Genomic DNA, 26,510 nt, shown 5'->3' with positions numbered 1-26,510 from the left:
CTTTTCTGACTGCTTTCACAGTCTTGTTATGCGCTCACGCCCCATTCAAAGATACCATACTAAGATACAGGTGGTCGTACCCCTTCGCCCAGCATTTCTGTCTTCCTCACGAGCTCGGCGACCGAGCGAACTTCCATTTTCCGCATGACGTTGCCGCGGTGTAGCTTCACCGTGACCTCGCTGATGCCGAGCTCATAGGCGATCTGCTTGTTCATCAGCCCCTTGACCACCGCTTCCATGACCTCGCGCTCGCGCGGGGTAAGGCTTCCCGCCAGCGAAGCGACCGCTTCGCTTTGCGCATTTTGCCGGCGGCGCACAGCGTCACGTTCCATCGCCGCTGCAACGGCGTCGAGGATATCCTGGTCCTTGAAGGGCTTGGTCAGAAAATCGACGGCGCCGGCCTTCATGGCGCGCACGCTCATCGGAATGTCACCAAACCCCGTCATGAAGACGATCGGCATCTTGCTGCCGATGCGCTCCAGCTGCGTCTGGAAGTCCAAACCGCTGACACCTGGCAAGCGGACATCGAGGAGGATGCAGCCCGGACGGTTGAAGTTCGCGGTTTCCAGAAAGGCCGTCGCGCTCTCGAATGCCTCAGCATCGAATTTCATCGATCGGAACAAGTCCGTCAGCGCTTCTCGCATCGAGAGATCGTCATCGACGATAAAGACCACAGGTTCAGGCGGCTCCTTTTGCAGCCTACGTGTATCAGGCATGTTCCACCTCCGGCTTAATCAGCAGGCTCATCTCGAAGATCGCGCCACCGTCGTGATGATTGGTCCCGTCCAGCTTTCCACCACGGGCCTCCAATGTAGTGCGGCAAATAGACAGGCCCATACCCATGCCGGCCGCCTTGGTCGTGAAGAAGGGGGCAAACAGCTTGTCCTTCACATCGTCGGTGATCCCGGGTCCGGTGTCACGCACAGCAATACTAACATGCTCAATATCCGGCCGCGCTGTCGCTATTCTGATGATCCTCTGCGGGCTGCTGGCCTCATCCATTGCCTGAATGGCGTTGGTAAGCAGATTGATCAGTACCTGTTGCAGCTCGATCTTTACGGCTGAGACGGGCGGAATGTGAGCCTTCCGTTCGATATGCACGGTCGTTCCACTCCGCTGTAGCTCGTGCTCCATAAGAGCCATGGTCTCGTCGATCAACCTGTCCAGGCTGATACTCTCGAGCTTGTTGTTCGACGGAGAAAGAAGGCCGCGGGTGTTTTGGATAATGTCGCTGGCGCGCTGGCTGTCGCGGATCATTCGTTCGGCCGAGCGGCGCACAGCCGCGAGATCTGGCGGATCGCGATCAAGCCACCTCAAGAGCGTCTGAGAGTTTACCACGATCGCACCGAGCGGCTGGTTGAGTTCATGTGCCAGCGATGCCGACATTGCGCCGACCGTTGCGGCCTTCGACGCCATCGTCAACTCAGCCTGTGCTGCGGCCAGGGCCTTAAGGGCCATTTCGCGCTGCGTGATATCGACCATGCTGACAACCACACGGTTGAATGCGGCCGGATCCTCGGGAAATGCGATACTGAGCAGCACGAGTTTGTCTTCGCCATTGTCCGCGCGTACCTCGGCCTTGTCTTCAAAGACCCTCTCGCCGTCCATGATTGCCTGCACTACGTCGAGAAACCGTTCCTGCCCGGTGATAAAGGATCGACGCAGGCTGCCGACTGCAGAAGATTCTGGCCCCAGCATCTCGCGTGCCGCCTCATTGGCCGCGACAACCTTGATAAGGCCGATGCAATGATCGACGAAGGTCGGGTTGGTGCGCGCATGGGTCTTGATGTCGGTAACGCCCTGCGCCCTGACATCCATCAGATAACTCCGCAATTTCGAATAGTCTCGCTCCCAGAGCGCGACGCGCGTGCGATCGAAAATCGAACGGTATCTTGCCTCGCTCTCTTTCAAGGCAGAATTGATTGAAAGCAGCGTCAGGCGCGCGGTCTCCGTTTTCACCAACAGCATCGTCGTTACGAACAGCGCCGCAAGAGCGACGATCAGGCGGGTGGTAGACTGAAGGTCAGCATCGTCTCCATGCGTCAGGGCGTAGGAAAGGAGCGTGAGAGCGGCACATGCAGCCGCAATCACAAACAGGCCGACGCGCGTGGTCGCCTGGGCGGCAAGCAGCATGATGACGACATAGAGCACCGCGATGGCGCCCTCGATGTCAGTGTACGTATCGACGTAAAAGACGGCCGCGGCGAGCGCGACGGCAATCAAGCCGAAGGCCACGTTGTGGCCTCCTTCAGCATCGCGGGCGCGAAGTAAAGTTGACACTATAGACATTGTTCCCCCAGTCTATTTGGCCGCGAGCATATCCTGTTGCAGACGCAATCGAACCTATACATAGGTGTGGCCCGATGCGACCATATCGTTGGCCGCCCGCCGATCAAGCGGCCTTCTCCTGTGCTGCCGGGGCGGCTTGAGGCGCATTGTGTTCAAAATCGGGGTGCAATGGGCCGAACGGCATAGCCCCCGTGAACACCACCAGTAACAGGCCGGCAATCGCGAACCAGAATGACAGCACAAAGCCATCGCCATAGGCAAGCACATAGGCCTGCGCCCGGACCTGTGACGCGACTGCCGACAAGGCTTCCAGGCTTCCCCGCGGAGAGGTCCCAAACAGCGTCTCCAGTTTGTTGATCATGCCATGGAGATCGCGCGACGAAGCCGCAATCGGGCCGCCCAGTATGTTGGAGTGAAACTGCTCGCGCTGCCGCAGCCATGTATTCAATAGGCTGACAGCCAGCTCCGCACTGCCGAGCCGGATGACCTGGATATAGGCGGACGACGCCGTCGCGCGCTTCGGATCGCTGTTGGCCAGCAGATAGACGACGGTCGAAAAGAAGGTAAATGATTGGCCAGCTGTGAACAAGAGAACGACCGGCAGGAAACTCCACGGCGACCATTCAATCGTCAACCTCGAACCGATCAAGGATCCAATGGCCATCGCCACGAGACCGATGAGGATGCACAATCTCGAATCCACCCGACGCTGCAGGTAGACGGCCAGGGTAATGAACACGAAGACCGGAATGACAGCACCAACAACGTAGAGTTGCGAAATCGCGATCGGCCGTAACCCTGCGACGTTTTGCAGGAACGACGGTATGACAATCGATCCGCCCGAGCTCGAGAATGTGAAGGCAACGATAATGCCGTAGCCAATTCCGATATTGCGCGACAGGATGACGCTCGCATGAGCCCAGGGACGTTTTACCACGCTCTCGTTGATAAAAAATCCAATGGCTAGAATACCGCCGCCCACAACAAGCGACGTGACGATGCCTGACTGGAACCAGTCGAGCCGGTTTCCCTGGTCAAGCGCGACATAGAGCATTGTCATTGACGAACCGAGCAGGAGCATGCCGCCCCAATCGGCAGTTTCAAGCAGGCTGACGTTGAGCTCTTCCTTGGGAGCAGCTACGATGAGCAATAGCGCGATGAGTGGCGCGACGATCACGTCCTGCCAATACAGCCATTGCCAGCCGAGATAATCCCCATAGACACCGACGAGGACAAAACCGAGACTTTGCGAGAGCGGAACGCGAAGCGCGTAGATCGCAATTCCGATCAGCCAGTATTTCATGTCGAGGTTCCGGAAGATCACCATGATCGTTGCCGGAATGAACACGCCGAGCAAAAGCGCTCTTACGGCATGAAGGGCAAACAGTGCCGAGCCGTCATGGAGGAGTGGGATCGCCAACGAGATGCAAGCGTAGATAAGGCTCGAAGGGATCATCACGCGGCGGATGCCGAACACCGTGGCGAGCCATGCCACGGCCGACGAGACGAGAATTTGCGGTGCGTTGGCGATGGTGCTCAGCCAGGAGGCCTCGTCGATTCCCAACGCGTAGGCGCCCCGGAGATCCGGAAGGCCTACGCTCAATACTCTGGTGTCGAAGCCTACCACGAAGGAGGCGAGCAATAGCGCAGCGACGATAAGGTGAGGGCGGCTCGCCGTCGTGCCGCTGGTCACCGGGCCAAAGGCGCTCGGTGCGACACTCATGGGGTCGTGTCCGCCAATGTATCGACGTTAACGATGGCCGACATACCAGGCCGGAGCTGATCGATCAGCGGTTGGCCGGGATCGAGATCGATCCTGACCGGAATGCGCTGCACGACCTTGGTGTAGTTGCCGGTCGCGTTGTCAGGCGGCAGCAGCGCGAATATGGAGCCGCTTGCAGGCGACAACCGGGAGACTTTGCCGTGGAGCGTCTGACCCGGAAATGTATCAATGGTGATCTCGGCCGTGCGGCCCGGGGTCATCCGCGCAAGCTGGGTCTCTTTGAAGTTTGCTGTCACATAGACGCTAGGAAGTGGGACCTCCGAATTGACGCTGGTTCCGGCCGCAACAAAATCGCCTTCGTGGACGAGTTTGCGACCAAGGACGCCATCAAAGGGCGCATAGATCCTGGTGTAGCCCTGACGGATCAGCGCCGTGTCGAGGTTTGCCTGTGCGGCGCCGATCTGCGCGCGCAACAACGGCTCTTGCCCGTCGAGCACCTTCAACTGCGCTTTCTGCTGATCGATCGCGGCAGCGGTCGATTTGACGGCGGCTTGCGCCTGGAGATAGGACGACTGCGCCTGCTGAAGCTGCTGTTGCGACGTGGCATCGCCCAGGCTGGTCTGCCGATGAAACTCAAGCTCGGTCTGCGTCTGCTGGGCAAGCGCCGATGCGTTCTGCGCTTCGGCGGCCTCAATGACAGCCTTCTGCAATTCGATCTGGTTCGCAAGGTTTGCGAGCGAGGCGTTGGCAGATGCCAGGTTTGCCGTCGCCACCTCGACGGCGGCATCGTACTCGCGAGGATCGATCTGCGCGAGCAATTGGCCTTTCGTTACCCGCTGATAGTCGCCAATCGGCGTGCTCCGTATCGTGCCGCTAACCTGCGCGCTGAGGGTGGAGACATCGGCATTGATGACGGCGTCATCGGTCGCTTGCCGGGCAGCACCCGCGACCCATCGGTTCCAATCTGCCATGACCAGAGCGACGCTGCCGCCAACCAGGACGACTGCAAGAACCGGAATAGCGAGGCGCCGGATTGTCGCCACGGTTGTCGAAGGCTGCGCGATCGGCTTGGGCGCCTCTGCGGCCGGTGCTCGACTGGTCGCAGGCGACGGGCTGAGATTTGTGATACGAAGCTGGTCGGCCATGACGACCCTCACTTGTCGTTCCGGTTGGCGGAAATCTTTGCGCGGACAGTCGCGGGTGCCGGAACAAATGAAACGTGCCCGCTGCTGTGGAACTGCGCCCAATAGCCCAGGGCCATGAAGACCGAGCCGCCGATCAGATTGCCAAACGTAACCCAGACCAGATTGTGGATCGCACCGGCAAGTGTGATATTTGCGGGATGATCGCCGATCAGCGCCATGGAGAAGGTGAACATGTTGGCGACGGAGTGCTCATATCCGGCCGCGACAAAGATCGTGATCGGCCAGAATATCAGCATGATCTTGGCTGCGGCGTTATCGGTGCGCCCGGCCATCCAGATTGCCAGGCAGACCAGCCAGTTGCACAGGATTCCGCGGGCAAAAAGCTCTTCGGAGCTTGCCGACATCTTTGCCGAAACGGCTGAAAAGAACGCCTGGCTTCCATCGCCCAGCAGTACGCCGCCGCCTGCCATGTGAAAGAGGGCGGCGAGGATCACCGCACCGATCAGGTTGCCAATCCACGCACTGCACCAGACGAGCAGCACGTCCGAAAGGCGCGCGCGCCCCGTCAGCACCGCGAGCGGCATATACATGGCCGTTCCGGTGAAGAGTTCGGAGCCTGCAAACACGACGATCGTCAGGGCCGAGGAGAAGACCACGCCCGTAACGAGATGGGCCCAGGCAGGATCGGCATGCGCACCGGCGGTGTACATGAGGATGTCGCCGAAGCCGATATAGGCACCGGCCATCGCCGCTCCAATCAGGAACGCGAAGAACTGGGTACGGACAATGAGCGCCTTGTGTTCGCCTGACTCGGCGAAATTTGTGATGGAATCCTGGTACATGACGAGATCCTCGCATCCTGCCCGGACCGGGCCGAGCGCTTCGCTGGTTGATGCAGGAACGCTAGTCGCACGCGGCGCAGCGTTGAATCATACGTAAGTGTAGGTGGGGAGAGGAAGGAATAGCCTAGGCCAGCGTCACAGCAGCGAAAGGCAGAGCGAAGGCGGCGTGTCGCCGCGAAATCAGGCTCGAATCTTTTGAAGCGAGGTCGGCAACAGTCCCCCGGCATCTGCGACGCCGGTGGATCTGGCAAGGTCGATGACGGGTCAGCTGTTGCTAGCGGCGACCATCACGGGCACACCCTTGTAGGACGGTGTTCCCGAGAGCCGGTCATAATGGCGCAGAGACATGACCGCATTCATCTCCGGGTAGTAACCGGCAGCCGACCCCTTCGGGATGTTGTATTCCACCGCCGTGAAGCCACGCACGAGGTGCGCTCCTTCGCCAGCCCCGACGAGGCCGCGAATGTCGATCCGGTCACCGTCCTTAAGACCAAGACGGGCGAGATCATCCCGGTTCATGAAGATCACATCGCGGCGACCAAAGACACCGCGATAGCGATCGTTCAGGCCATAGACCGTGGTGTTGTACTGGTCGTGGCTGCGGATCGTCGTCAGGACCAGAGCGTCCGGGTTCTTGATCAGCGGATCTTCGTCGAGACCCGGGGCGACAAGGAAGTTTGCCTTGCCGCTTTTCGTGTTCCATCGACGGAAGGAGGCGGCGACATCAAGGCGGAAACCTCCGCGCGCACGCACACGCTTATTGAAGTCGTGGAAGTCGGGGAAGACCACCTCGATCTTCTCACGGATCCGGTCATAGTCTGCAATCAGCCCGTTCCAGTCGATGCCGTACCGATCGCCGAGCGTTGCCTTGGCGATGTTGGCGACGATGGCGGGCTCGGATTTCAAAGCCTCGCTCGGGGGCTTCAGGAAGCCTCGAGAGGCGTGCACCATCGACATGGAATCTTCGACGGTCACCGCCTGCGGGCCGGAGGCCTGCGTGTCGAGGTCGGTCCTGCCGAGGCAGGGCAGGACGAGCGACGTCTTTGCCGTCAGGAGATGCGAGCGGTTCAACTTGGTGGCAATATGGACTGCGAGATCGAGCTTGCGCATTCCCCGCCAGGTGGCTTCCGGATCGGACATGGCGACGGCGAGATTGCCGCCGAGGCAAATCAGCGCCTTCGATTCACCGGCGATGATCGCTTCCACCGCTTCGATCGCATTGTGGCCCTTCTCCGCGGATGGACGAAAACCGAATGCTCGCTCCATCCCGTCAAGCAACGCCTTGTTTGGAATTTCGGTGATCCCGACAGTGCGGTCGCCCTGGACGTTGGAATGGCCGCGGATCGGTGCAATCCCGGCTCCTTGCCGGCCAATATTGCCACGCAGCAGCAGCAGATTGGCAATCTGCTGCACGTTGCCCGTGCCGTTGGCATGCTGGGTGATGCCCATGCCATAGCAGACGATCACATTCTTGGCTTTCACGTAGACGTCGGCCGCACTCTCGATCGCATTCTTCGTAAGGCCGCTGACAGCGACGATCTGGCCCCAGCTGGTGGCATCGACATCGGCGCGCATGACGTCGAAGCCGACTGTGTGCTCCTTGATGAAACCACGGTCGAGCACACCGGCGCCGCCACGAGCGATGTCGGCGGCATCGCGCTCGAACACCGCCTTCATCATGCCCTTCAGCGCCGCAAGGTCACCTCCGGTGCGCAGTTGGTGATAGGCGGAGGCAATCGGCGTGGAGGACAGCGTCACCATCTCGACCGGATCCTGTGGCGCGGCGAAGCGCTCCAATGCGCGTTCTTTCAGCGGATTGAAGACGACGATCGGCACGCCGCGACGCGACGCATTGTGCAGCGTCGTCATCATGCGCGGATGGTTGGTACCGGGATTATGACCGAAGCTGAAGATCGCATCGGCGTCGTCGAAATCCTCCAACGTCACGGTGCCCTTGCCGACGCCGATCGACATCGGAAGCCCGACGCTGGTTGCCTCGTGGCACATGTTGGAACAGTCGGGAAAGTTGTTGGTGCCAAAGGCGCGGACGAAGAGCTGGTAGAGGAAAGCCGCTTCATTTGAGGTGCGACCGGATGTGTAGAACTCGGCCTTGTTGGGGTCGTCGAGTTTGTTCAGTTCAGCCGCAATCAGCTTGAAGGCTTCATCCCACTCGATCGGCTCGTAGCGATCGGTTTGGCTGTTATAGTGCAGCGGCGTTGTTAGCCGCCCGGCATCTTCTAGTTCATGGTCCGTCCACTTCCAAAGCTCCGAGACGGTATTGTTTTCGAAGAGCGCCGGCCCTGAGCGCTTGGCCGTGGATTCCCAGGTGATCGCCTTGGCGCCGTTCTCACAGAACTCGAATGACGAAGTGTGCTTAGGATCCGGCCAGGCGCAGCCGGGGCAATCGAACCCTTCCGGCTGATTGGCCTTCAGCAGCGTCATGGTGCCTTGCGCCACGACTTGCTGATGCGCAAGCGTCTTGGCAACCGCCTTGAGCGCGCCCCAGCCGCCGGCCGGCTGATCATATTGCTCGATGCCTTCTGGACGCTGATCCTTCATGTCGAAGCTCCTTCGATCCTGCGCGGCGACCAGGACGCCGCCGATGAGTGCACATCAGCCGAGAACCTAGCAATGCGTGCGAACGTTGCACACTATACAGAGGCATAGGGCGCCGATCGTTGGCCCGGTATCCGCACACGACAATAGCGCAGGCCCCAGCTATCTGGTGCGCGATATCGCTGCGCGCGGCTGCCGTGGCCGGATACGAGCCATGACTGTTCTTCTATCACTTGAATCCGATGCGGCTCTCACAAAAAGAAGGCCGTCTCCGGGCGGATGGAGACGGCCTTAAGCGGACCTTGGGAGGATCCGCGGCCTCGGCGGAGGGGAGGGACACCGAAGCCGGTAGCAGGGAGGATGCTACCCGCCTCATCGAGGGGTTGAGGCGATGGGTGAAAGGTAGCCCCGTCCGGAAGGCCGCGTAACTAAACTTAGGTATTGGCCGGACTAGACCAGCAGCCAATTCCAGTCCACGGTTCATGTCGGCGGCGCGCCCAGCGCGTAGAGTATGCCGCGAAGCTCCGCCAGGCCGCGCAGACGCCCGATCGCGGGATAGCCTGGCGTCACGTTCTTGTTGAGATCATCGAGCATGCGATGGCCGTGGTCCGAGCGGAACACGATGGTCTCGTTTGCCTGACGCCGGCGGTCTTCGGCGACAAGCTCCTTGAGAACCGCAACCATATCGACGTCGCCCTCAAGGTGCGCGCTTTCATGGAAAGTGCGGCCGTCGCCCTCGCGCTTGGTTGCACGCAGATGCGCGAAATGGATACGCGACGCGAAACGGCGAGCGATTGCCGGCAAGTCATTGTCGGCGCGCACGCCAAGGCTGCCAGTGCAGTAGCACATGCCGTTTGCCTCAGAGGGGACCGCCTCGAAGAGTGCGGCATAGTCGTCCGCAGTCGACGCGATGCGCGGCAGACCGAAGAGTGAGCGCGGCGGATCGTCCGGATGCAGCGTCAGCTTGACACCGCGAGCTTGCGCAGCCGGGGTCACTGCCTGGAGAAATTCGATCAGATGCTGGCGCAGCTTGGCGGCATCGATGCCGGCGTAGGCGGCAAGCTTTTCACGAAACTGCGGGATCGTCAGCGGCTCGGTTGTCGAGCCAGGCAGGGCGGACGTTATGATCCGGGTGATCTCCGCGACGTCCTCTTCGCTCATCGCATCGAACACGTCGCGGGCACGCGCCATGTCCTCAGGGGTGTATTGCTGCTCGGCGCCGGCACGCTGGAGCACGAAAAGATCGAAGGCGGCGAACGTCTCATGATCGAAACGCATGGCGGTGGCACCGGTATCGATCACATGGTCAAGGTCCGTGCGCGTCCAATCGACGACGGGCATGAAGTTGTAGCAGACGATCGGAATCCCGCAGGCGGCCACAGCTTCAAGGCTGGCGATCCAGGCCTCGATTTCGGCCTTGGCGCGTCCGCCATTGCGCTTGACGGCATCGGGGATCGGGATGCTCTCGACCACCGACCAGGCCAGGCGCGAGCGCCCGAGCGGTGTCGTTTCGATCATGGCCTGTCGCTCGCGCACCTCGCCTTCAGTCCAGGCGCGGCCGATGGGAACCTGGTGCAGTGACGAAACGATATTGGTGGCTCCGGTCTGGCGCACCTCATCAAGCGTGACAGGTGCCTCCGGCCCGAACCATCTCCAACCTTGGCGCATGTGTACCTCCTTGGGGTCTTCTTTGTCGTTGTCGGCTGATCGGCTCAGCGGAAATAATCTGGATATTGGCTGCGAAGCTCGGCGACATCGGGAACGACGGCACTGAGGTGCTGCATCATCGCCGCGCGCGCTGTCTTAACGTCATGGGCCGCAATCGCGTCGCGAATGAGCCCGTGTTCGTGCAAGACGTTGTCCATGCGACCAAGAACCGGCAGCGTCAGACGCCGCGCCCTGTCGATTTGCACCTTGACGGTCTTTAGAATTGTCCAGATTCCGGGATAGCCGGCAATGCTGGCGATGGCCTCGTGGAAGGCCTCGTCCTCTTCGTGAAATGCCGAGGTATCACCAAGGGCGGCAAGCGATCTCTGTCGCGAAATAATGGAATCCAGGCGGGCGATATCGGCTGCCGTTGCAATCTCGGCCGCGCGCTCCACCGTTGTGCCCTCAAGCGACTTGCGAACGACCACGGCCTCGGGGATCGCCGAGACCGGCACGCGCGACACGACGGTACCGGATTGCGGGTAGATATCAACAAGCCCGCCCTCGGACAGCCGCAGCAACGCTTCGCGCACCGGCGTGCGGCTGACGTTGAACTCTTCCGCAATCCGCTTTTCCTGCAACTGCATTCCGGGCGGCATCCGCAGAGCGAGAATGTCCGCGTAGAGCCGATCGAAGATGGCGTCGGCAGTTGTCACGCGGCGGATCTTCACCGGCCTGTCGGCGTCGGAAGCCATGGCTGGCGGGACGGAAACAACTGCTGCCTGCATAACGTACCCTGACGTTGACTTGATCGTGCATACTAGTATATCAATTTATTGCGACTGCCAAGGCACGCCGAGGAGGAACGGTGTTTTTGGCAATCATTTCAGGAGGTTTCATACATTTAAAGACAAGGTTCCGGTCCTGCAGCGACTGGCCCGAGGACGCCTAGCACCCTATTTGCAGCGTCCTGCAACGAGAGGAGGAGAAACACTATGAAAGTCACCCGCAGAACATTTGTCGGCACCGCGGCAGGCGCCGCCGTCGCAACCATGTTGCCGCTGAAAGTCTTTGCCCAGGCCAAGAAGCCGGCAAGCCCCGTCACCATCACGATCGCGGACGTCGCCGGCAACTTGGCGCTGACGCAGGGCATGTTCGAGGCCTATGCCTCGGAAAAGGCCGACTGGGTCTCCAGCTTTGCCTTCACGAAGGCGCCGGCACCGGAACTGCCCGGCAAGATCAAGGCGCAGCAGGCGGCCGGCAAGGTCGACATCGATCTCGTTTTGACCGGCACGGACGCGCTTTCGGCCGGTCTTGATCAGGGCCTTTGGATCGATCTTACGGCACATAAGTCTAAGCTTCCCGACCTCGAGCAGATCCTGCAGCCGCAAGCCTTCAAGATGCAGGCTCTTGCGAAGGATCAGGGCGTCGTCATCACCTATTACCCGTCCGGTCCGCTCATCGAATACATGCCCGACAAGGTGCCTACGCCACCGAAGTCCGCGCAGGAACTGCTCGACTGGGCGAAGGCAAACAAGAACCGCTTCATTTATGCCCGACCGGCCAATTCCGGCCCTGGCCGCACCTTCCTGATGGGCCTGCCCTACCTCCTTGGTGACACTGACCCACGCGATCCCGCTAAGGGCTGGGCAAAGACGTGGGACTATCTCGCGGCGCTCGGCGAACACATCGAGTACTATCCGACCGGTACCGGCCAGGTCATGAAGGAGCTTGGCGAAGGGACGCGCGACATCGTCGTCTCGACGACCGGTTGGGACATCAATCCACGTGCGCTCGGCATCGTGCCGGCTGAGGCGAAGGTGCAGAAGCTCGATGGCTTCCATTGGGTCACCGATGCCCATTACGCCGTGATCCCGAAGGGCGTGTCGGACGAGAAGATCGGCGTGCTGATCGACGTCCTCAACTACATCCTGCAGCCAAAGCAGCAGGCGATCGCCTACGATGCTGGCTATTTCTACCCAGGTCCTGCCGTCAAGGACGTCACCCTCGAAATGGCGCCGCAGGAAAGCCAGGACACGATCAAGGAATTCGGCCGGCCGGAATATGCCGAATGGATCGCCAACAATCCCCTGGAGGTTCCGCTGGAACCGAAGCAGCTGGTTGAAGCCTTCCGCATCTGGGACGAGAAGATCGGCGCCAAGAAGGGCTGATCGAAAGAAATCAGCCGGCCGGGGATTGCGTCTTGGGCCGGCAACCTCATTCTGCAGATGGAGATTGGTTTGACCTCGGTTTCAAATGCCGCCGTACCGACGCGCAAGAACGCACGCCTGGAACTCGATGGGATGCGTCGTGCTTTTGGAACGTTCAACGCCTTGAACGGCATAGATCTTGCAATCGAGCCGGGAGAGTTCGTGGCCCTGCTTGGTCCGTCCGGCTGCGGCAAGTCGACCGCGCTGAACTGCATTGCCGGCCTGCTGGCACTGACCGGCGGCGAAATTCGCCTTGGCGGCACACGCATTGACCAGCTCGAACCCGAGCGTCGTGGCTTTGGCATGGTCTTCCAGAGCTACGCGCTGTTTCCCCATATGAGCGTTCGCAAGAACGTCGGATTCGGTCTTGCCATGCAGGGCATAAAGGGCCCGCAAGCCGACCAGCGTATCCGCGATGCCCTGGCGCTGGTGCGTCTCGAAAGCCAGGCCGACAAGTTGCCGGGCCAGCTCTCCGGCGGCCAACAGCAGCGCGTCGCGATCGCCCGCGCCATCGTCATTCGCCCCCCGATCGTTTTGATGGACGAGCCGCTCTCCAATCTCGATGCGAAACTAAGGCTAGAGATGCGCGCCGAAATTCGCGGCATCCACGACCAGATCGGCTCCACGACCATTTATGTTACGCATGACCAGGACGAGGCGCTGTCGCTTGCCGATCGTATCGTCGTCATGAGCCAAGGCAATATCGAACAGATCGGCTCACCGCAGGATCTCTACCAGCGCCCCGTGAACGTCGAGGTCGCGGATTTCATGGGCTTCCGGACACGCGTTGCGGGCCGCATTACACGCGTATCAAACGATGAGGCCGAGATTGAGGTCGCCGGCGCGCGGCTCGTCGGCACCATGGGGTCGCCGCTCAGCATTGGCGACGCAGCCATTCTGTCTGTCCGGCCGGAAGATCTCGTCGCATCAAGTGGCGAGGGAATCGCCGCAACCGTCAGCAGCATGGAATATCGCGGTCGTGCTTTCTTTGGCATGGCGCGGGCAACGGACGGCTCGGAACTCTATTTCCGGGCAGATGCGCCGTTGGCGCGCGGAGCGTCAACAAGGCTGCAACCGGTTGCCGGCCGGGCGCTGGTCTTTGCGGGAGCGGCGCGATGAGCGGACCGTCGTTGCAAACACGGCTTGCCGCCCGCGGGCTCGATGGCACGACGCTCCTGTTGTTGCCGGGGCTGTTCTTCATGATCGCGCTGTTTGTCTATCCGTTTCTTTATGGCGTGGCCGATTCTCTCGTGCCGAAAGAGGGCGCGTGGTACGCCAACTATGCAAAGTTCTTTAGTGACCCATTCCAGTACCAGACCATCGCTGCAACCATGTGGCTGGCGCTGCCGGTGACCGTCATCAACCTCGCCTTCGCCGTGCCGGTCGCGCTGCGTGTGCGCCTGATGCGCAGACAGCGGCTGTTAACCACCATTCTTGTCCTGCCGATCACCCTTGGTACTGTCTTCGTCGCGGACGGCCTGTTGACGTTTCTCGGGCCGCGCGGCTGGTTCAATCACACGCTATTGACGCTCGGCATTCTCGACGCACCGGTGAAGCTGACCAACAATTACTGGGGCGTGTTTGCCTCGCTGTTGATCACCGGCTTTCCCTTCGCGTTCCTTTTGACGCTGTCCTACGTGACCGGCATCGACCCGGCCATCGAGCAGGCGGCGGCGACGCTGGGCGCGGGACCGCGCCAACGGTTCTTCCGCGTCTTTCTGCCGCTTCTCGTCCCTGGGCTTGCAGTCACCTTCTGCCTGGCCTTTGTGCAGGCCTTCGCAGTGTTCCCCTCCGCCGTTCTTCTTGGGGCGCCTGCCGGCCCGACGCGCGTCATTTCGATTGCCGCCTATCAGGCAGCCTTCGAGCAATATGATCATTCCCTCGGTTCGGCGATCGCCCTCATCATGGGCGGCGTGGAGCTGGTCGTCGTGCTCGCCGTTTTGGCCACACGCTCACTCTTCTACCGCGGCCCGACCGGCGGCACGAAAGGCTAGTCATGATCCGAGATCAGGGCCTCACCTCGAAGATCTGGCGCTTTGCCATTTGGGCGCTGGCCATCCTCTTTGTCCTCAATCTGCTGGCTGTCATCGCGGCCGTCATCGTCAACTCCTTGGCGACGCGCTGGCTTGGCACATGGCTGCCGGTCGGCTGGACGACACGCTGGTATTTCAGTGCCTGGAAGGAATTCCAGCTCTCCAGCGTGGTTCTTGTCACATTCGAGATAGTCTTCACCGTCGTCATCATGTCCGGAATCTTGGGCATCACGGCCGCGTATGCACTGGCGCGGCGCGACTTTCCCGGAAAGCGTCTGGTCGTGCTTTTGTTCTTGCTGCCTCTGCTTATCCCGCCGCTGACTTACGGCATTCCGCTCGCAACCGTCCTTTATCAGCTTGGGCTCGGCGGCACGTTTTGGGGCGTCGTGCTGATCAACGTTGTCCCGTCTCTGCCCTTCGTCGTGCTGGTGATGATCCCCTTCATCGAACAGATCGACCCGCGTATCGAAGCGGCCGCAAGGGTATTTGGTGCAGGAACGACGAGCCTCTTCCTGCGCATCCTGCTACCGTTGCTTCTGCCGGGGATGCTGGCTGCACTGCTGCTTGTGTTGGTGCGCACCATCGCAATGTTCGAGCTGACCTTCCTGATTGCCGGGCCGACGACGCAAACGCTGGTGGTGTCGCTCTACTACGCCGTCTTTGCGTCGGGCGTTCGCGCGGGTCAGTCGATTGATGCGATGGCGGTGGTCTACATGATCACGACATTGTTCTGGCTGGTTCTCGCTTTGCAGTTCGTGAACCCGACGCAGATCGTAGCAAGGGCGAAACAGCAAAGCGCCCACTAGTTCAAAATCTCAAGGAATTAGACCGCCTCTTGCAACGAGGCGGTCGGTTGGCGGCTCCGGCTATCGGCAGCGCGCCTCATAGGTGCGGCCATATCGGTCACGATAAACACAATAGCCACGACGTTCGGTTGAGCGTCCAATCAGAGCGCCTGCAACACCGCCCGCCACGGCGCCAACGGCTGCGCCGCCCCAGCTGTTGCTGACGGCGCCGCCGATGATGGCGCCGGTACCGGCACCGATTGCCGTTCCCTTTTCGGTGGCTGTGCATGACGCCAATGCACCCATAAATGCGCCAACTAGAATAATCTTTCTCATCCGCTACTCCTGCGATTGTATTATTGGTTTGCCGGGTAGGAACTGAGTCCGCTGCCCCAAGGTTCCATCGGACTTAGGTCCGACGTGGCCCTGCCTCCGGCGGCCGCTTCGTCACCTTGGCTTCACACGGGACCGCGCAAAGACAACCATTTGTTGTTAAATGCGCTCGTCAGCGCCCGAATACTTCTGTTCACAACGCGTCCTTGACGGCTATACCGGGGCGACGCAAAAACATGGAATGGACCTGCCATGACCGAAACCGTCCTCGATCGCTTTCTTCGCTATGCCGTCATTGATACCCAGTCGGATTCGGCATCATCGACACAGCCGTCGACCATGAAACAGAAGGACCTGGGGCGTTTGCTGGTCGACGAATTGTTGGCAATCGGCCTATCCGATGCTCATCTCGACGAGCATGGCTACGTTTATGCGACCGTTCCCTCGAATGTCGATAAAGCAATTCCGGTCATATGCTTGTGCTCGCACATGGACACCGCTCCTGACTTCACCGGGACGAACGTGAAGCCGCAGATCGTGCACAACTATCAAGGTGGCGACATTCAGCTTTCCGGTGACAGGAAGCAGGTCATTCGGGTCAGTGAGAATCCGGCTCTCAATGACCAGATTGGCAACGACATCGTGACGACCGACGGAACGACACTGCTCGGCGCAGACGACAAGGCAGGCATTGCCGAGATCATCACGGCAGCGCAAATCCTCGTGGACAATCCCGACATCAGGCACGGAACCATCAAGCTGCTTTTCACGCCGGACGAGGAGATCGGCCGCGGCGTCGACAAGGTCGATCTGGCGAAGCTTGGCGCGCAGTTTGCCTATACGATGGACGGCGAAACCGCCGGGCACATCGAAGACGAGACATTTTCGGCCGATGGCGTCGAGATCACCATTGAGGGCGTCGCCATCCATCCAGGCTTTGCGAAGGGTAAGATGGAGAATGCGATCAAGATCGCAGGCGCCATCATCGACCGGTTGCCGAGGAATGCCGCACCAGAGACGACCGAAGGACGAGAAGGCTTCATTCATCCGACCGGCGTCACCGGCTCGATGGAAAAGGCGGCTGTCAGCCTCATTGTCCGCGACTTTGAGGAAGCCGGTCTCATCGACAAGGAGAAACATCTCGAAGCACTGGTGCGCGAGATCATGACCGACTATCCCGGTTCTTCCTATACCTTCGTCGTCAAGCAGACGTACCGCAATATGAAGGTCATGCTCGATCGCCACCCTCAGATTGTCGAGAACGCTGTGGAAGCTATTCGGCGAGCCGGCATGTCGCCAGTCCGGGGCAGTATCCGAGGCGGAACGGACGGTTCCCGCCTATCCTTCATGGGATTGCCATGCCCGAACATCTTTGCTGGCGGCCATGCCTTTCACTCGCCGCGCGAATGGATCAGCAGGCAGGACATGGAGAAGGCCGTAGCCACGCTCGTCGAACTCGCGAAGGTATGGGAGGAGCGGGCGTAAGCTGCGCAGAAGTCTGTACGCTTACAACCAGCGGGTCGCAATCTCACGCGTGCGGCAGTATCCCACTCAGGCGAAAGTCTCGCCCGGTTTCGACCGCGCCGTCGCAATGTTGCGTCCTTCCTGAGCCTGCGCCATCGCCTTGACCAAGGCGACAATCTTTTCGCGCAGTTGGGTATCGGTGATCTGCAGGAAAGCGCGGTTGAGGGCGAGGCCTTCCTTCGAATGCAGGAATTCGGCAACGGGGTCGGCCGCGACAGTCATTTCAGATCCGGCCAAGCTCTGTGGCTCGGAGTCGTCCTGTTGAAAGAAGAAGCTCGGAGACGTCCTCAGTACCTCGGCAATCCGTTGCAGCCGGCTGGCACCGATCCGGTTCAGACCTTTTTCGTATTTCTGCACCTGTTGGAATGTAACACCTATCTGATCGGCCAGTTTTTCCTGGCTAAGACCAAGCAGTTGTCTGCGCATCCTCACGCGAGAACCGACATAAGTATCGATGGCATTCGGCGTCTTTGCATTCATCGTCAATGTTTCCATGAACCGGGCTGGTGTCGCGATCATCGCTCGACCTCCGGTATACAGCACTCTCATGAAATGTGTATTAGCCGCCGACCAAATTCAATTGTTAGTTCATACGACCTGCGTAATATCATCTGGCAGAAATCAGACACTCACCGCAACATGGTAGAACAGCACTGCAACCAGACCTTAGGTCGACGGCGACCGTGCTGAACTGCCCCGACGCAATCGGTCAGCGCTTGAAGCGAATTGGCCGGATTTCCCTGTGCACGATCTTCAGCGACCTGTCAGGTTGTATCATGTAGGTCTCATCGATCTGCCGGCCCCACTGATCAATGAAGTTGTGCGGGAAGGTCGACCCGGGCGGGGATTTCGTCAACTTGGTGCGCGGCTGGCCGCCATAGGTGACGCTGCCCGGGATCGGATCGAGACCCGGCGAAGAAAAGTCCTTCGTCGTGCACCCGACAAGTGCGAGGACACCAAGCAACGCAAGGGCCTTCTTCATGGTACCCTCGACAGTTTTGTTTCATTCCCGAAGCATATATGCAATCAATCGGGCCGGAACAGATGCCGTCTGGCGCAAGAATTCAGCAGGTCCGCCGCAACGCTTGCCCAACGCCTATAACAGGCCCCGCTTTGCAAGATTTGCCATCAGCGCGGTGATACCGAAAGTCCAGGGAGAGCACTCGGTCGACAGCCGCACGGTATTGACGAGCGAGCCGAGGCCCGCCGACGAAATTTCGACGACATCGCCCACCTTGTGGGTAAAACCCTGGTTTGGTGCGTCACGATCCTGTGTCGGGGCAAACAGCGTCCCCAAGAACAGCATGAAGCCATCGGGGTACTGATGGTGAGGCCCGCAGGTCTGCTTGACGAGGTCGCCCGGATCTCGGCTGATCTTCGACATCGAACTCTTTCCATGAAGGATGAATCCATCTGTCCCTGTAACCTTGAGATCGAGTTCCGCCCTGCGGACCTCATCGAGGCTATAGCTCTCATCAAAGAGGCGAATGAATGGACCGATCGAGCACGACGCATTGTTGTCCTTTGCCTTGCCGAGGAGCAGCGCCGAACGGCCTTCGACGTCACGCAGATTGACGTCGTTGCCAAGCGTTGCACCCTTGATCTCGCCGCGGCTGTTGACGGCAAGCACGATCTCGGGCTCCGGGTTGTTCCAGGTCGAGATCGGATGCAGGCCGACATCGGCGCCCCAGCCGACAGACGACAGCACCGGTGACTTCGTGAACACCTCTGCGTCCGGTCCGATGCCAACCTCGAGATATTGAGACCACATGCCTTCCTCGATCAGCGCCTGCTTGACCTTCAAGGCTTCCGGCGAGCCTGCCTTCAGGTTGTTGAGGCTACCGCCGATCAGCGTGCTGACGCGCTCGCGGATCGCGGCGGCGCGATCTGGATTTCCGGCCGCCTTCTCTTCGATCACGCGTTCGATCATCGACTGAGCGAATGTCACCCCACAGGCCTTGATCGCCTGGAGGTCGGCCGGAGCAAGCAGATGGACGCGAGACGGGTCAGGCGTTCCGATACCAACGGCGTCGACTTCCTTGAGCGCGCCGAGCACAGGACCGCGCGCAGCGCGCACGAAGGCAGCCGCGTCGACCTGCTCCAGCAGTGCGCTCAACGTCGGCACGGTCTTGGAGGTGATGTCGACCAGTTGGCCATCCCGAACCACCACGACGCATGGACCTTGGACAGCAGGGTTCCAGGCACGACCGATAAACAAGCCGCCAGCGGCGACAGCGTCCAGAAGAGTGTAAGACATCGATATGTTCCGTCACGCGAGCGATGGAGGCGCTCAATATCAAAACGAACCAGCCGCCCTCCAACCCGACGGCGCGGGGAAATCGACCACAATAGATGCCCGTCGGCAAGGTCAAAACCAATCAATCTCGACCTCGTTTCGAAAATGAAAAAGGGCGCGGTGCCGCAGTTGGCAACGCGCCCATTGTGCATGATCAGCCGTGGCTCACGTAACGTGCACTCCTGCACGCCGGCGGCTTAGTGGTTATCGCGCGGGATACCCTTGGTCTGTGCGATGCGCTGGTACTTGACGGCGGGCTCGAGCACGGCGCCGGTTTCCATCTGACCGACATAGGTACGCTGGATTTCCTGCCAGGGCGTCTGGCTCTCCGGATAGACATAGCCACCGGCTGCCTCGAGCGCCTTGCGCCGTTCGGCAAGCTCCTCGTTGCTGATGAGGATGTCGGCCGTCCCCTTCTTGAGGTCGATGCGAACCTGATCACCGGTCTTCAGCAGTGCGAGCCCACCGCCAGCTGCCGCTTCCGGCGAAGCGTTGAGAATCGAGGGGGAGCCGGACGTGCCGGACTGACGACCGTCACCGATGCAGGGCAGGGAGCTGATACCCTGCTTCAAGAGGTAGTCGGGCGCGCGCATGTTGACGACCTCGGCTGCACCGGGATAGCCGATCGGGCCGGCTCCGCGCATGAAGAGGATCGTTGAGGCGTCGATCGCCAGCGACGGGTCGTCGATGCGGTGATGGTAATCCTCCGGTCCGTCGAAGACGACCGCGCGGCCAACGAAGGCTTCTGGATCGTTCGGGTTGGAGAGGTAACGTTGACGGAATTCAGGCGAGATTACGCTCGTCTTCATGATTGCGGACGAGAAGAGATTGCCGCGCAGGACGCGGAAGCCGGCACGCTCCTTCAGCGGGCGCTCGAACGGGCGAATGACCTTGTCGTCTTCGATCGTCGCCGTTGTGTAGTTCTCGCCGACAGTCTTGCCGTTGACGGTCATCGCACTTGTATTGAGGAGATCATGCTTGATCAGTTCGCCCATCACGGCAGGAACGCCACCGGCATGGTAGTAGTCCTCGCCGAGATATTCGCCGGCCGGCTGCAAGTTGACGAGGAGCGGAATTTCCTCGCCGTAGGTCTGCCAGTCGTCGACCGTCAGTTCAACGCCGACATGGCGTGCCAGAGCGTTCAGGTGGATCGGCGCGTTGGTGGAACCACCGATTGCGGAGTTGACCTTGATCGCGTTGATGAAGGCTTCCTTGGTCAGGATGTCGGACGGCTTGAGGTCTTCGCGCACCATCTCGACGATGCGCAGGCCGGTTTCATAGGAAACTTCCTGACGGTCGCGGTAGGGGGCCGGAATTGCCGCGCCACCCGGCAGCTGCATGCCCAGCGCTTCGGCAAGCGAGTTCATTGTCGTCGCCGTACCCATCGTGTTGCAGTAGCCGGTCGAGGGTGCGGAGGATGCGACGAGCTTGACGAAGCCCTGATAGTCGATTTCTCCGCGCGCCATCATTTCGCGGGCCTTCCAGACAATTGTGCCGGAGCCCGTACGCTCGCCGCGGAACCAGCCGTTCAGCATTGGACCGACCGAGAGCGCGATCGCCGGAATGTTGACGGTGGCCGCGGCCATGAGACAGGCCGGCGTCGTCTTGTCGCAACCGATCGTCAGGACTACGCCGTCGAGCGGATAGCCGTAGAGAACCTCGACGAGGCCGAGATAGGAGAGGTTGCGGTCGAGACCGGCGGTCGGGCGCTTGCCGGTTTCCTGGATCGGATGCACCGGGAATTCAATGGCGATACCGCCAGCGTCACGAATGCCTTCGCGAACGCGCTTGGCAAGCTCGATATGGTGACGATTGCACGGCGACAGGTCCGAGCCAGTCTGTGCGATACCGATGATCGGCCTTCCCGACTGCAGCTCTTCCTGGCTCAGACCGAAGTTCATGTAACGCTCCAGGTAGAGCGCGGTCATGTCAGGGTTTGCCAGATTGTCGAACCAGGCCTTGGAGCGAAGCTGGCGCGATCCGTCCTGCTCTTGAACTGCGTTCTGATTCGGGGAGGGATTTTTCTCAACCACGATGAATTTCCTTGCTTTGAAGTCGCTGTTGTCATGCACTTAGCTGATCGATACAGGAATGTATAATCAGTCTTTCGCATTTTGATATGCAAATATCTTATATCGAGTGAGGCAATCGTGGGATTAGATGGTTTCAGACTGCGGCACCTGAAGATGCTCGTGGCGCTCAGCGAGCACGGCAAGCTCGGCGTCGTTGCCGAAATGTTTGGCATCTCGCAACCGGCCCTGTCGAGAACCCTCAATGAGCTGGAGCAAATGTCTGGGCACCAGCTCTTCGAACGACACAATCGCGGTCTCGTCCCCACCCCTCAGGGCGAAGTGATCGTTCGCCACGCCAAGATGCTGATCTCCGAAGCACAACGCGCAGAATATGAAATGGTGGTCGCAGCTGCCGGGCAGGGCGGCAGCGTGGCATTCGGCACGATCATGACGCCGGCAGCCGATTACGTTGCCCCTGCGCTGAAACGGATCTTCCAAACCCACCCGACGATCGACATCAGCATCTCCGTTGGCAGTAGCGACGTGCTTCTCGAGGATGTGCTGAACAGAAGGCTCGACTTTGCCGTCTGCCGCATTCCAGGTGGCATGAACCCCCTCTGGTTCGACTATCTGCCGGTCGGCCAGGAGACGCTGCGTGTCATCGTGGCCGTGGATCACCCGCTCTCGGCCAAGCCTGTCGTCACCGAGGACGATCTCAGGCACCTGAGCTGGGTGCTCCAGCCGCATGGCTCGTTCCTTCGACAGGTCATCGATGATTTCATCCGTCGTCACGGCATCGTGCCAGCAAGCGTCGTTTCGACTTCAGATGCACTTTTGACCATGTTGCTGATATTGCAGAGCCAGCGGCTCGGCATCTTTGCCGAGCCCGTGGCAGCCCTGCTCGAGCGGCATGGTCTCGTCAAGGCGCTGCAGATAGAGGGCGATATCTCCGTCCCAGGGTTTGGCCTCGTCAAACTCAAGGAACGCGAACTGTCTGCCTCCGCCGAGCTTGTCTACAATGTGTTTGCCACAACGCGAAACCCTTGATGCGCCGCGGCCCCTCGTAGCCTAAGGCGCATACTGCGTGACCATGCGCGCATCGCGGCGGAAATCGGAAGGTGACATGCCCGCAATATGGCGAAACGACTTGTTGAAGGCGCTGATCGAGCCGAATCCGCTGTCCATTGCGACCTGCAACACGTTTGCCTCGTCGTTCATCAACATCGCTTGCGCGCGCGACAGGCGCAGGAGATTGACATATTTGCTGAGCGTCATGCCGGTCGTCTTCTTGAACAGGTTCATCGCATATTTCGGGTGAAGGTCGGCCGCACGAGCGATATCGACCGAATCAATTTCCTGTAGGAAGTTGACGGCGATGAAGTCGCACATGCGCGCCACGCTGCGCGAGGATTGCGGATAGCACTGCTCGATATCGTCAGCATCCGTCGGACCGAGTGTCGGAATCATGGAATAGGGCTCCAGGGCGATTCGCTCCACCCGCAACAGCATCTCGTCGACGGCGTGCTGCGCCTTGGCAGGGTCGCCTGACTTGGCGTAGCGCACCCAGCGTGGAAAGTTTTCCCGGTCGGCGGCGTCGGTTGCCGAGGTGAACAGGATCTCGCCCTTCATCAGGCGGCTGGAAATGTTGATCGGCAGGCGCATGCGGAAGAAGTAGACGAGCGGAAGATGCCCGCCGGCATAGATCGCGTCCTCGGAGCAATCGTCCATCTGGTGCGGCTGCCCGCCCCAGAACAGGCACATGTCGCCCGCCCGCATGGTGATTTCGCAACCATTCACGCGATAGTGGACGCTCCCCTGCATGATGTAGTTCACTTCAACCTGTACATGCCAATGCGGCATCAACATGACTGGCGGGTGGTTGTGAAACATCTGAAGGGCCGTCGGCAACCCTTCGATACTGCTTGCTCCCGGCTGATAGACAGCCCGCCTTACGATCTTACTTTCCGCCAAATCCATGTTCCCTTTTTAGGAGACAGCGGCTCCCTTCCAGATAGTCTAGCCGCGTTCACTAAGGGACGGCAATTGAAAAGGGAGGATTTTCAATGCGCTTCAAACTTATCGGTGCGACCGCTGTAGTCGCGCTGCTTGCTTCCGGTTCTGCGTTCGCACAGCAGTCGGGCAATCTCACCATCTGGAGCTGGAATATCGCCGCATCGGCGCTGAAGTCCACGCTCGAGGGCTTCAACAAGCAGCATCCGGACATCAAGGTCACGGTCGAGGACCTCGGCAACCAGCAGGTGTTCGACAAGATGCTGGCTGCCTGCGCTGCCGGCGGCGAAGGACTGCCGGACATCGTCAGCGTCGAGAATTTCGAGGCGGAAATCTTCTGGAGCCGCTTTCCCGACTGCTTCGCCAACCTGAAAGAGCTGGGCTACACCCCAGAAATTCAGGCAAAGTTCCCAGACTTCAAGCGCACCGAGCTAGAAGTCGGGGATGTTGCCTACGCCATGCCCTGGGATTCGGGCCCGGTCGCTGTCTTTTATCGCCGCGACTTCTATGAAAAGGCAGGCGTTGATCCGTCGACCATCAAGACCTGGGACGATTTCATTGCAGCCGGCAAGAAGATCTCCGCAGCCAATCCGGGCGTCGTCATGGCGCAAGCTGACTTCAACGGCGACAGCGAATGGTTCCGCATGATTTCCAACGAGCAGGGCTGCGGCTACTTCTCGACGGATGGCCAGACGATTACCATCAATCAGCCGGCCTGCGTTGCGACGCTCGAAAAGGTCAAGCAGATGAAGGACGCCGGCACGCTGACGGCAGCCATCTGGGATGAGAAGATACAGGCCAATACGGCAGGAAAGGCGGCCAGCCAGATGTATGGCGGCTGGTACGAGGGCACGATCAGGTCCGGCTCCCCCGATCTTTCCGGCAAGTGGGGCGTCTACACGATGCCAAGCCTGACGGCCGATGGCCCGCATGCGGCAAACCTCGGTGGTTCGTCGCTCGCAATCGCTGCCAACTCGCAGAACAAGGAAGCCGCCTGGACCTACATCAACTACGCTCTTGGCACCAATGAGGGCCAGGTGACGATGCTGAAGTCCTTCGGTCTCGTTCCGTCGCTTTTGACCGCCGTTCAGGACCCGTTCGTCAACGAGCCGCAACCTTTCTGGGGCGGGCAGAAGGTCTGGGTCGATATCCTGTCGACCCTCCCGAAGATCGTTCCGAGCCGCGGCACGGCTTTCCAGACGGACGCCGACTCGATCTACAGGGCAGCGCAGACGAAGTACTTCGCCGGCGGCTACCCCGACGCGAAGGCCGCGCTCGATGACGCCGCAAACCAGATCGCCACGGCGACAGGTCTTCCCATTGCGAAATGAGTAACGGTGCCGGGCGTGGCAACGCGCCCGGCCTCCATCCTGAGGGGTGGCTCGTCTCGTCTGTGAGGAGAATACAATGCCGATCCGCAACCGGAACGCTTACGCCTTTCTTGCGCCCTACCTCTTGATCTTTGCCACCTTCTGGATCTGGCCGATCATCAGTTCGTTTCTGACCTCGTTTCAGAATACCCGCGTCAATCCATGGAAATTCAGTCTTTCCATTAACTGGGGTCGTCTCATCGGCGATCCGGCCTTTTATAACGCGCTCTACAACACGCTGATCATCCTGGTCATCCAGGTCCCGGTCATGATCATGCTTGCCACCGTAATGGCGGTGCTGTTGAACTCGCCGCTCTTAAAGGCGCGGCCGCTGTTCCGCTTCGCCTTTTTCGCGCCCGTCGTCGTTGGCGAGGTGGCCTATTCTGCGGTCTTCCGCCTGATGTTCAGTTTCGATTTCGGGATCGTCAACAAGATCATCACCTTGGTCGGTCTTCCAGCCGTTTCCTGGTTCGACAATGCCAACGCTGCCATGACCCTGATCATCATTGCGGTGACCTGGCGTTGGGCGGGATATAACGCGATCATCATTCTCGCCGGCCTGCAATCCATTCCTGACGACGTCTACGAGGCGGCAACGCTCGATCGCGTCAGCAAGACACAGCAGTTCTTCCACATCACGCTGCCGCTCTTGAAGCCGATCATCCTGTTTTGCGTCATCCTGTCGGTCATCGGCACCATGCAGCTCTTTACCGAACCATTCCTCATCACCAATCGCGGCGGTCCGGGAGGCGGAACGGAAACGCTTGGCCTTCTCCTTTATCGCGAGGGCTTCCGCTCGCTCAATTTCGGCTATGCCTCGGCCGTCGCCTACACGATGGCGGCGCTGGCGGTCGCGATCTCACTCTTCAACCTCTGGATCGGAAGGGAGCCCAAATGAGATCGAAGTCTCAATCGCTGCTGCTCCGGCAGGTCGCCCTCCACGCCGTCCTGACGCCGCTGGCCATAATCTGGCTGTTTCCGCTCTGGATGATGTTCGTCTTCTCGACGATGTCGGACTTCGGCATATTCAGCCCCGAGATCGTGCTCTGGCCGTCGACCAACTTCGTCGAGAATTTCAAGAACCTGCAGGCCGATACCGACTTCATCCGCGCCATGTTCATCTCCATCGGCGTTGCGGTGATCTACACGTTCCTGTCGGTGCTTCTGACCTCGATGGCCGGCTGGGCGCTGGCCCGCTATCGCTTCGTCGGGCGGTCGATCGTCATTGGCATCATTCTCGGGACGATCACGCTGCCCTTTGCCGTCGTTGTCATTCCGCAGTTCATCATGGTGGCCCGCGAATTCAGGCTGGCTAATACCTGGATTGCGCTGATTGTCCCACCGCTCTTCAACTCGCTCGGAGTGCTGTTCATGCGCCAGGCCTTCTCGATGATGCCTGGGGAACTCTTCGATGCCGCGCGTGTCGAAGGCGTCAAGGAATGGCAGATCTTCCTTCGGATCGCACTGCCCCTCGCAAGGCCGACGATGGCGGCGCTTGCCATCATCCTCTTCCTGCACTCCTGGAACAATTACCTCTGGCCGCTGCTCATCAACTCCAGGCCGGGGATGATGACGGCACCGGTGGCGCTTGGCACGCTGATTGGTCTGACCAAGGTATCGTGGGGAGGGATCATGGCGGGAGCAATAATGCTGACGGCGCCGATCCTTGTCGTCTTCGTGCTCCTGCAGCGCCACTTCATCGCCGGCATCGCGGCCGGCGCAGTCAAGTAATCGG

The 26,510-nt window shown here is 60.0% G+C and carries 23 protein-coding genes; 9 read left to right on the top strand and 14 right to left on the bottom strand.

The window, feature by feature from the left end; all coding sequences use genetic code 11:
• Positions 1-59 precede the first annotated feature (59 nt).
• From FHT71_RS22405 to FHT71_RS22370, 8 genes are all read right to left on the bottom strand, one after another.
• The gene (locus tag FHT71_RS22405; RefSeq protein WP_132587935.1) at positions 60-716 is read right to left on the bottom strand and encodes a response regulator transcription factor; all 657 of its coding nucleotides are present in this window, start codon (positions 714-716) and stop codon (positions 60-62) included.
• Positions 709-2,289, bottom strand: coding sequence for an ATP-binding protein (locus tag FHT71_RS22400; protein ID WP_132587934.1), 1,581 nt, complete (start codon positions 2,287-2,289; stop codon positions 709-711). The genes FHT71_RS22405 and FHT71_RS22400 overlap by 8 nt, the downstream gene beginning before the upstream one ends.
• Before the next feature lie 103 nt (positions 2,290-2,392).
• On the bottom strand, positions 2,393-4,012 hold the full coding sequence (locus FHT71_RS22395; RefSeq protein WP_183722088.1) for an MFS transporter: 1,620 nt from the start codon (positions 4,010-4,012) through the stop codon (positions 2,393-2,395).
• Positions 4,009-5,157: an HlyD family secretion protein gene (locus FHT71_RS22390; protein WP_183722085.1), complete on the bottom strand. Its 1,149-nt coding sequence runs from the start codon at positions 5,155-5,157 to the stop codon at positions 4,009-4,011. The genes FHT71_RS22395 and FHT71_RS22390 overlap by 4 nt, the downstream gene beginning before the upstream one ends.
• Before the next feature lie 8 nt (positions 5,158-5,165).
• Positions 5,166-5,999 carry a formate/nitrite transporter family protein gene (locus FHT71_RS22385; RefSeq protein WP_132587931.1) on the bottom strand — a complete coding sequence of 278 codons (834 nt, stop codon included), beginning with the start codon at positions 5,997-5,999 and terminating at the stop codon, positions 5,166-5,168.
• Between the two features lie 264 nt (positions 6,000-6,263).
• Positions 6,264-8,558 (bottom strand): FdhF/YdeP family oxidoreductase, encoded by a 2,295-nt coding sequence (locus FHT71_RS22380; protein WP_132587930.1) that lies wholly within the window; start codon positions 8,556-8,558, stop codon positions 6,264-6,266.
• 477 nt (positions 8,559-9,035) lie between these two features.
• Positions 9,036-10,223 (bottom strand): mannonate dehydratase, encoded by a 1,188-nt coding sequence (gene uxuA / locus FHT71_RS22375; protein WP_132587929.1) that lies wholly within the window; start codon positions 10,221-10,223, stop codon positions 9,036-9,038.
• A 44-nt stretch (positions 10,224-10,267) separates the two neighbouring features.
• On the bottom strand, positions 10,268-10,990 hold the full coding sequence (locus FHT71_RS22370; protein ID WP_132587928.1) for a GntR family transcriptional regulator: 723 nt from the start codon (positions 10,988-10,990) through the stop codon (positions 10,268-10,270).
• Between the two features lie 207 nt (positions 10,991-11,197).
• Between FHT71_RS22370 and FHT71_RS22365 the strand changes: the two genes are divergently transcribed.
• Genes FHT71_RS22365 through FHT71_RS22350 form a run of 4 tightly spaced genes read left to right on the top strand, consistent with a single transcriptional unit; the run spans position 11,198 to position 15,251 of the window.
• Positions 11,198-12,373 (top strand): extracellular solute-binding protein, encoded by a 1,176-nt coding sequence (locus tag FHT71_RS22365; protein WP_132587927.1) that lies wholly within the window; start codon positions 11,198-11,200, stop codon positions 12,371-12,373.
• 57 nt (positions 12,374-12,430) lie between these two features.
• Positions 12,431-13,531, top strand: coding sequence for an ABC transporter ATP-binding protein (locus FHT71_RS22360; protein WP_132587926.1), 1,101 nt, complete (start codon positions 12,431-12,433; stop codon positions 13,529-13,531).
• A complete protein-coding gene (locus tag FHT71_RS22355) occupies positions 13,528-14,406 on the top strand; it encodes an ABC transporter permease subunit (protein ID WP_132587925.1) in 879 nt (292 codons plus the stop codon). Before FHT71_RS22360 ends, FHT71_RS22355 begins: the two co-directional genes overlap by 4 nt.
• Before the next feature lie 2 nt (positions 14,407-14,408).
• Positions 14,409-15,251: an ABC transporter permease subunit gene (locus FHT71_RS22350; protein WP_007796035.1), complete on the top strand. Its 843-nt coding sequence runs from the start codon at positions 14,409-14,411 to the stop codon at positions 15,249-15,251.
• 60 nt (positions 15,252-15,311) lie between these two features.
• On the opposite strand, the gene FHT71_RS22345 is transcribed toward FHT71_RS22350, so the two are convergent.
• On the bottom strand, positions 15,312-15,566 hold the full coding sequence (locus FHT71_RS22345) for a YMGG-like glycine zipper-containing protein (RefSeq protein ID WP_132587924.1): 255 nt from the start codon (positions 15,564-15,566) through the stop codon (positions 15,312-15,314).
• A 249-nt stretch (positions 15,567-15,815) separates the two neighbouring features.
• Here FHT71_RS22345 and pepT point away from each other — a divergent pair, with 249 nt between their 5' ends.
• Positions 15,816-17,048: a peptidase T gene (pepT, locus tag FHT71_RS22340; protein ID WP_183722082.1), complete on the top strand. Its 1,233-nt coding sequence runs from the start codon at positions 15,816-15,818 to the stop codon at positions 17,046-17,048.
• A gap of 66 nt (positions 17,049-17,114) precedes the next feature.
• Here pepT and FHT71_RS22335 read toward each other — a convergent pair whose 3' ends face one another.
• From FHT71_RS22335 to FHT71_RS22320, 4 genes are all read right to left on the bottom strand, one after another.
• A complete protein-coding gene (locus tag FHT71_RS22335) occupies positions 17,115-17,567 on the bottom strand; it encodes a helix-turn-helix transcriptional regulator (RefSeq protein WP_132588266.1) in 453 nt (150 codons plus the stop codon).
• 229 nt (positions 17,568-17,796) lie between these two features.
• The gene (locus FHT71_RS22330; RefSeq protein ID WP_132587922.1) at positions 17,797-18,069 is read right to left on the bottom strand and encodes a hypothetical protein; all 273 of its coding nucleotides are present in this window, start codon (positions 18,067-18,069) and stop codon (positions 17,797-17,799) included.
• 114 nt (positions 18,070-18,183) lie between these two features.
• Entirely contained in the window at positions 18,184-19,344 is a 1,161-nt protein-coding gene (locus FHT71_RS22325) for a fumarylacetoacetate hydrolase family protein (RefSeq protein ID WP_132587921.1), read from the bottom strand.
• A gap of 236 nt (positions 19,345-19,580) precedes the next feature.
• Entirely contained in the window at positions 19,581-21,416 is a 1,836-nt protein-coding gene (locus tag FHT71_RS22320) for an IlvD/Edd family dehydratase (RefSeq protein ID WP_132587920.1), read from the bottom strand.
• Positions 21,417-21,533: 117 nt separating this feature from the next.
• On the opposite strand from FHT71_RS22320, the gene FHT71_RS22315 reads away from it, so the two are divergent.
• Positions 21,534-22,442, top strand: a complete 909-nt coding sequence (locus tag FHT71_RS22315; RefSeq protein ID WP_183722079.1) for a LysR family transcriptional regulator — start codon at positions 21,534-21,536, stop codon at positions 22,440-22,442.
• A gap of 21 nt (positions 22,443-22,463) precedes the next feature.
• Here FHT71_RS22315 and FHT71_RS22310 read toward each other — a convergent pair whose 3' ends face one another.
• Positions 22,464-23,372, bottom strand: a complete 909-nt coding sequence (locus tag FHT71_RS22310) for a helix-turn-helix domain-containing protein (RefSeq protein WP_132587918.1) — start codon at positions 23,370-23,372, stop codon at positions 22,464-22,466.
• Positions 23,373-23,458: 86 nt separating this feature from the next.
• On the opposite strand from FHT71_RS22310, the gene FHT71_RS22305 reads away from it, so the two are divergent.
• From FHT71_RS22305 to FHT71_RS22295, 3 genes are all read left to right on the top strand, one after another.
• Entirely contained in the window at positions 23,459-24,736 is a 1,278-nt protein-coding gene (locus FHT71_RS22305) for an ABC transporter substrate-binding protein (protein ID WP_007796060.1), read from the top strand.
• A 76-nt stretch (positions 24,737-24,812) separates the two neighbouring features.
• Positions 24,813-25,673: a sugar ABC transporter permease gene (locus FHT71_RS22300; protein ID WP_007796063.1), complete on the top strand. Its 861-nt coding sequence runs from the start codon at positions 24,813-24,815 to the stop codon at positions 25,671-25,673.
• The gene (locus tag FHT71_RS22295; protein ID WP_132587917.1) at positions 25,670-26,506 is read left to right on the top strand and encodes a carbohydrate ABC transporter permease; all 837 of its coding nucleotides are present in this window, start codon (positions 25,670-25,672) and stop codon (positions 26,504-26,506) included. The genes FHT71_RS22300 and FHT71_RS22295 overlap by 4 nt, the downstream gene beginning before the upstream one ends.
• Positions 26,507-26,510: the final 4 nt, after the last annotated feature.

The sequence above is a fragment of the Rhizobium sp. BK060 genome (genome assembly GCF_014193145.1).
Lineage (GTDB): Bacteria > Pseudomonadota > Alphaproteobacteria > Rhizobiales > Rhizobiaceae > Rhizobium.
This window is presented reverse-complemented; position numbering and strand designations above follow the sequence as displayed.

Coding starts and splice junctions, on each gene's coding strand:
- FHT71_RS22295 (WP_132587917.1), top strand. CDS start 25,670: ATGAGATCGAAGTCTCAATCGCTGCTGCTCCGGCAGGTCGCCCTCCAC.
- FHT71_RS22300 (WP_007796063.1), top strand. CDS start 24,813: ATGCCGATCCGCAACCGGAACGCTTACGCCTTTCTTGCGCCCTACCTC.
- FHT71_RS22325 (WP_132587921.1), bottom strand. CDS start 19,344: ATGTCTTACACTCTTCTGGACGCTGTCGCCGCTGGCGGCTTGTTTATC.
- FHT71_RS22335 (WP_132588266.1), bottom strand. CDS start 17,567: ATGAATGCAAAGACGCCGAATGCCATCGATACTTATGTCGGTTCTCGC.
- FHT71_RS22395 (WP_183722088.1), bottom strand. CDS start 4,012: ATGAGTGTCGCACCGAGCGCCTTTGGCCCGGTGACCAGCGGCACGACG.
- FHT71_RS22400 (WP_132587934.1), bottom strand. CDS start 2,289: ATGTCTATAGTGTCAACTTTACTTCGCGCCCGCGATGCTGAAGGAGGC.
- FHT71_RS22405 (WP_132587935.1), bottom strand. CDS start 716: ATGCCTGATACACGTAGGCTGCAAAAGGAGCCGCCTGAACCTGTGGTC.
- FHT71_RS22360 (WP_132587926.1), top strand. CDS start 12,431: ATGGAGATTGGTTTGACCTCGGTTTCAAATGCCGCCGTACCGACGCGC.
- FHT71_RS22380 (WP_132587930.1), bottom strand. CDS start 8,558: ATGAAGGATCAGCGTCCAGAAGGCATCGAGCAATATGATCAGCCGGCC.
- FHT71_RS22390 (WP_183722085.1), bottom strand. CDS start 5,157: ATGGCCGACCAGCTTCGTATCACAAATCTCAGCCCGTCGCCTGCGACC.
- FHT71_RS22310 (WP_132587918.1), bottom strand. CDS start 23,372: ATGGATTTGGCGGAAAGTAAGATCGTAAGGCGGGCTGTCTATCAGCCG.
- FHT71_RS22355 (WP_132587925.1), top strand. CDS start 13,528: ATGAGCGGACCGTCGTTGCAAACACGGCTTGCCGCCCGCGGGCTCGAT.
- pepT (WP_183722082.1), top strand. CDS start 15,816: ATGACCGAAACCGTCCTCGATCGCTTTCTTCGCTATGCCGTCATTGAT.
- FHT71_RS22350 (WP_007796035.1), top strand. CDS start 14,409: ATGATCCGAGATCAGGGCCTCACCTCGAAGATCTGGCGCTTTGCCATT.
- FHT71_RS22385 (WP_132587931.1), bottom strand. CDS start 5,999: ATGTACCAGGATTCCATCACAAATTTCGCCGAGTCAGGCGAACACAAG.
- uxuA (WP_132587929.1), bottom strand. CDS start 10,223: ATGCGCCAAGGTTGGAGATGGTTCGGGCCGGAGGCACCTGTCACGCTT.
- FHT71_RS22345 (WP_132587924.1), bottom strand. CDS start 15,566: ATGAGAAAGATTATTCTAGTTGGCGCATTTATGGGTGCATTGGCGTCA.
- FHT71_RS22370 (WP_132587928.1), bottom strand. CDS start 10,990: ATGCAGGCAGCAGTTGTTTCCGTCCCGCCAGCCATGGCTTCCGACGCC.
- FHT71_RS22305 (WP_007796060.1), top strand. CDS start 23,459: ATGCGCTTCAAACTTATCGGTGCGACCGCTGTAGTCGCGCTGCTTGCT.
- FHT71_RS22330 (WP_132587922.1), bottom strand. CDS start 18,069: ATGAAGAAGGCCCTTGCGTTGCTTGGTGTCCTCGCACTTGTCGGGTGC.
- FHT71_RS22365 (WP_132587927.1), top strand. CDS start 11,198: ATGAAAGTCACCCGCAGAACATTTGTCGGCACCGCGGCAGGCGCCGCC.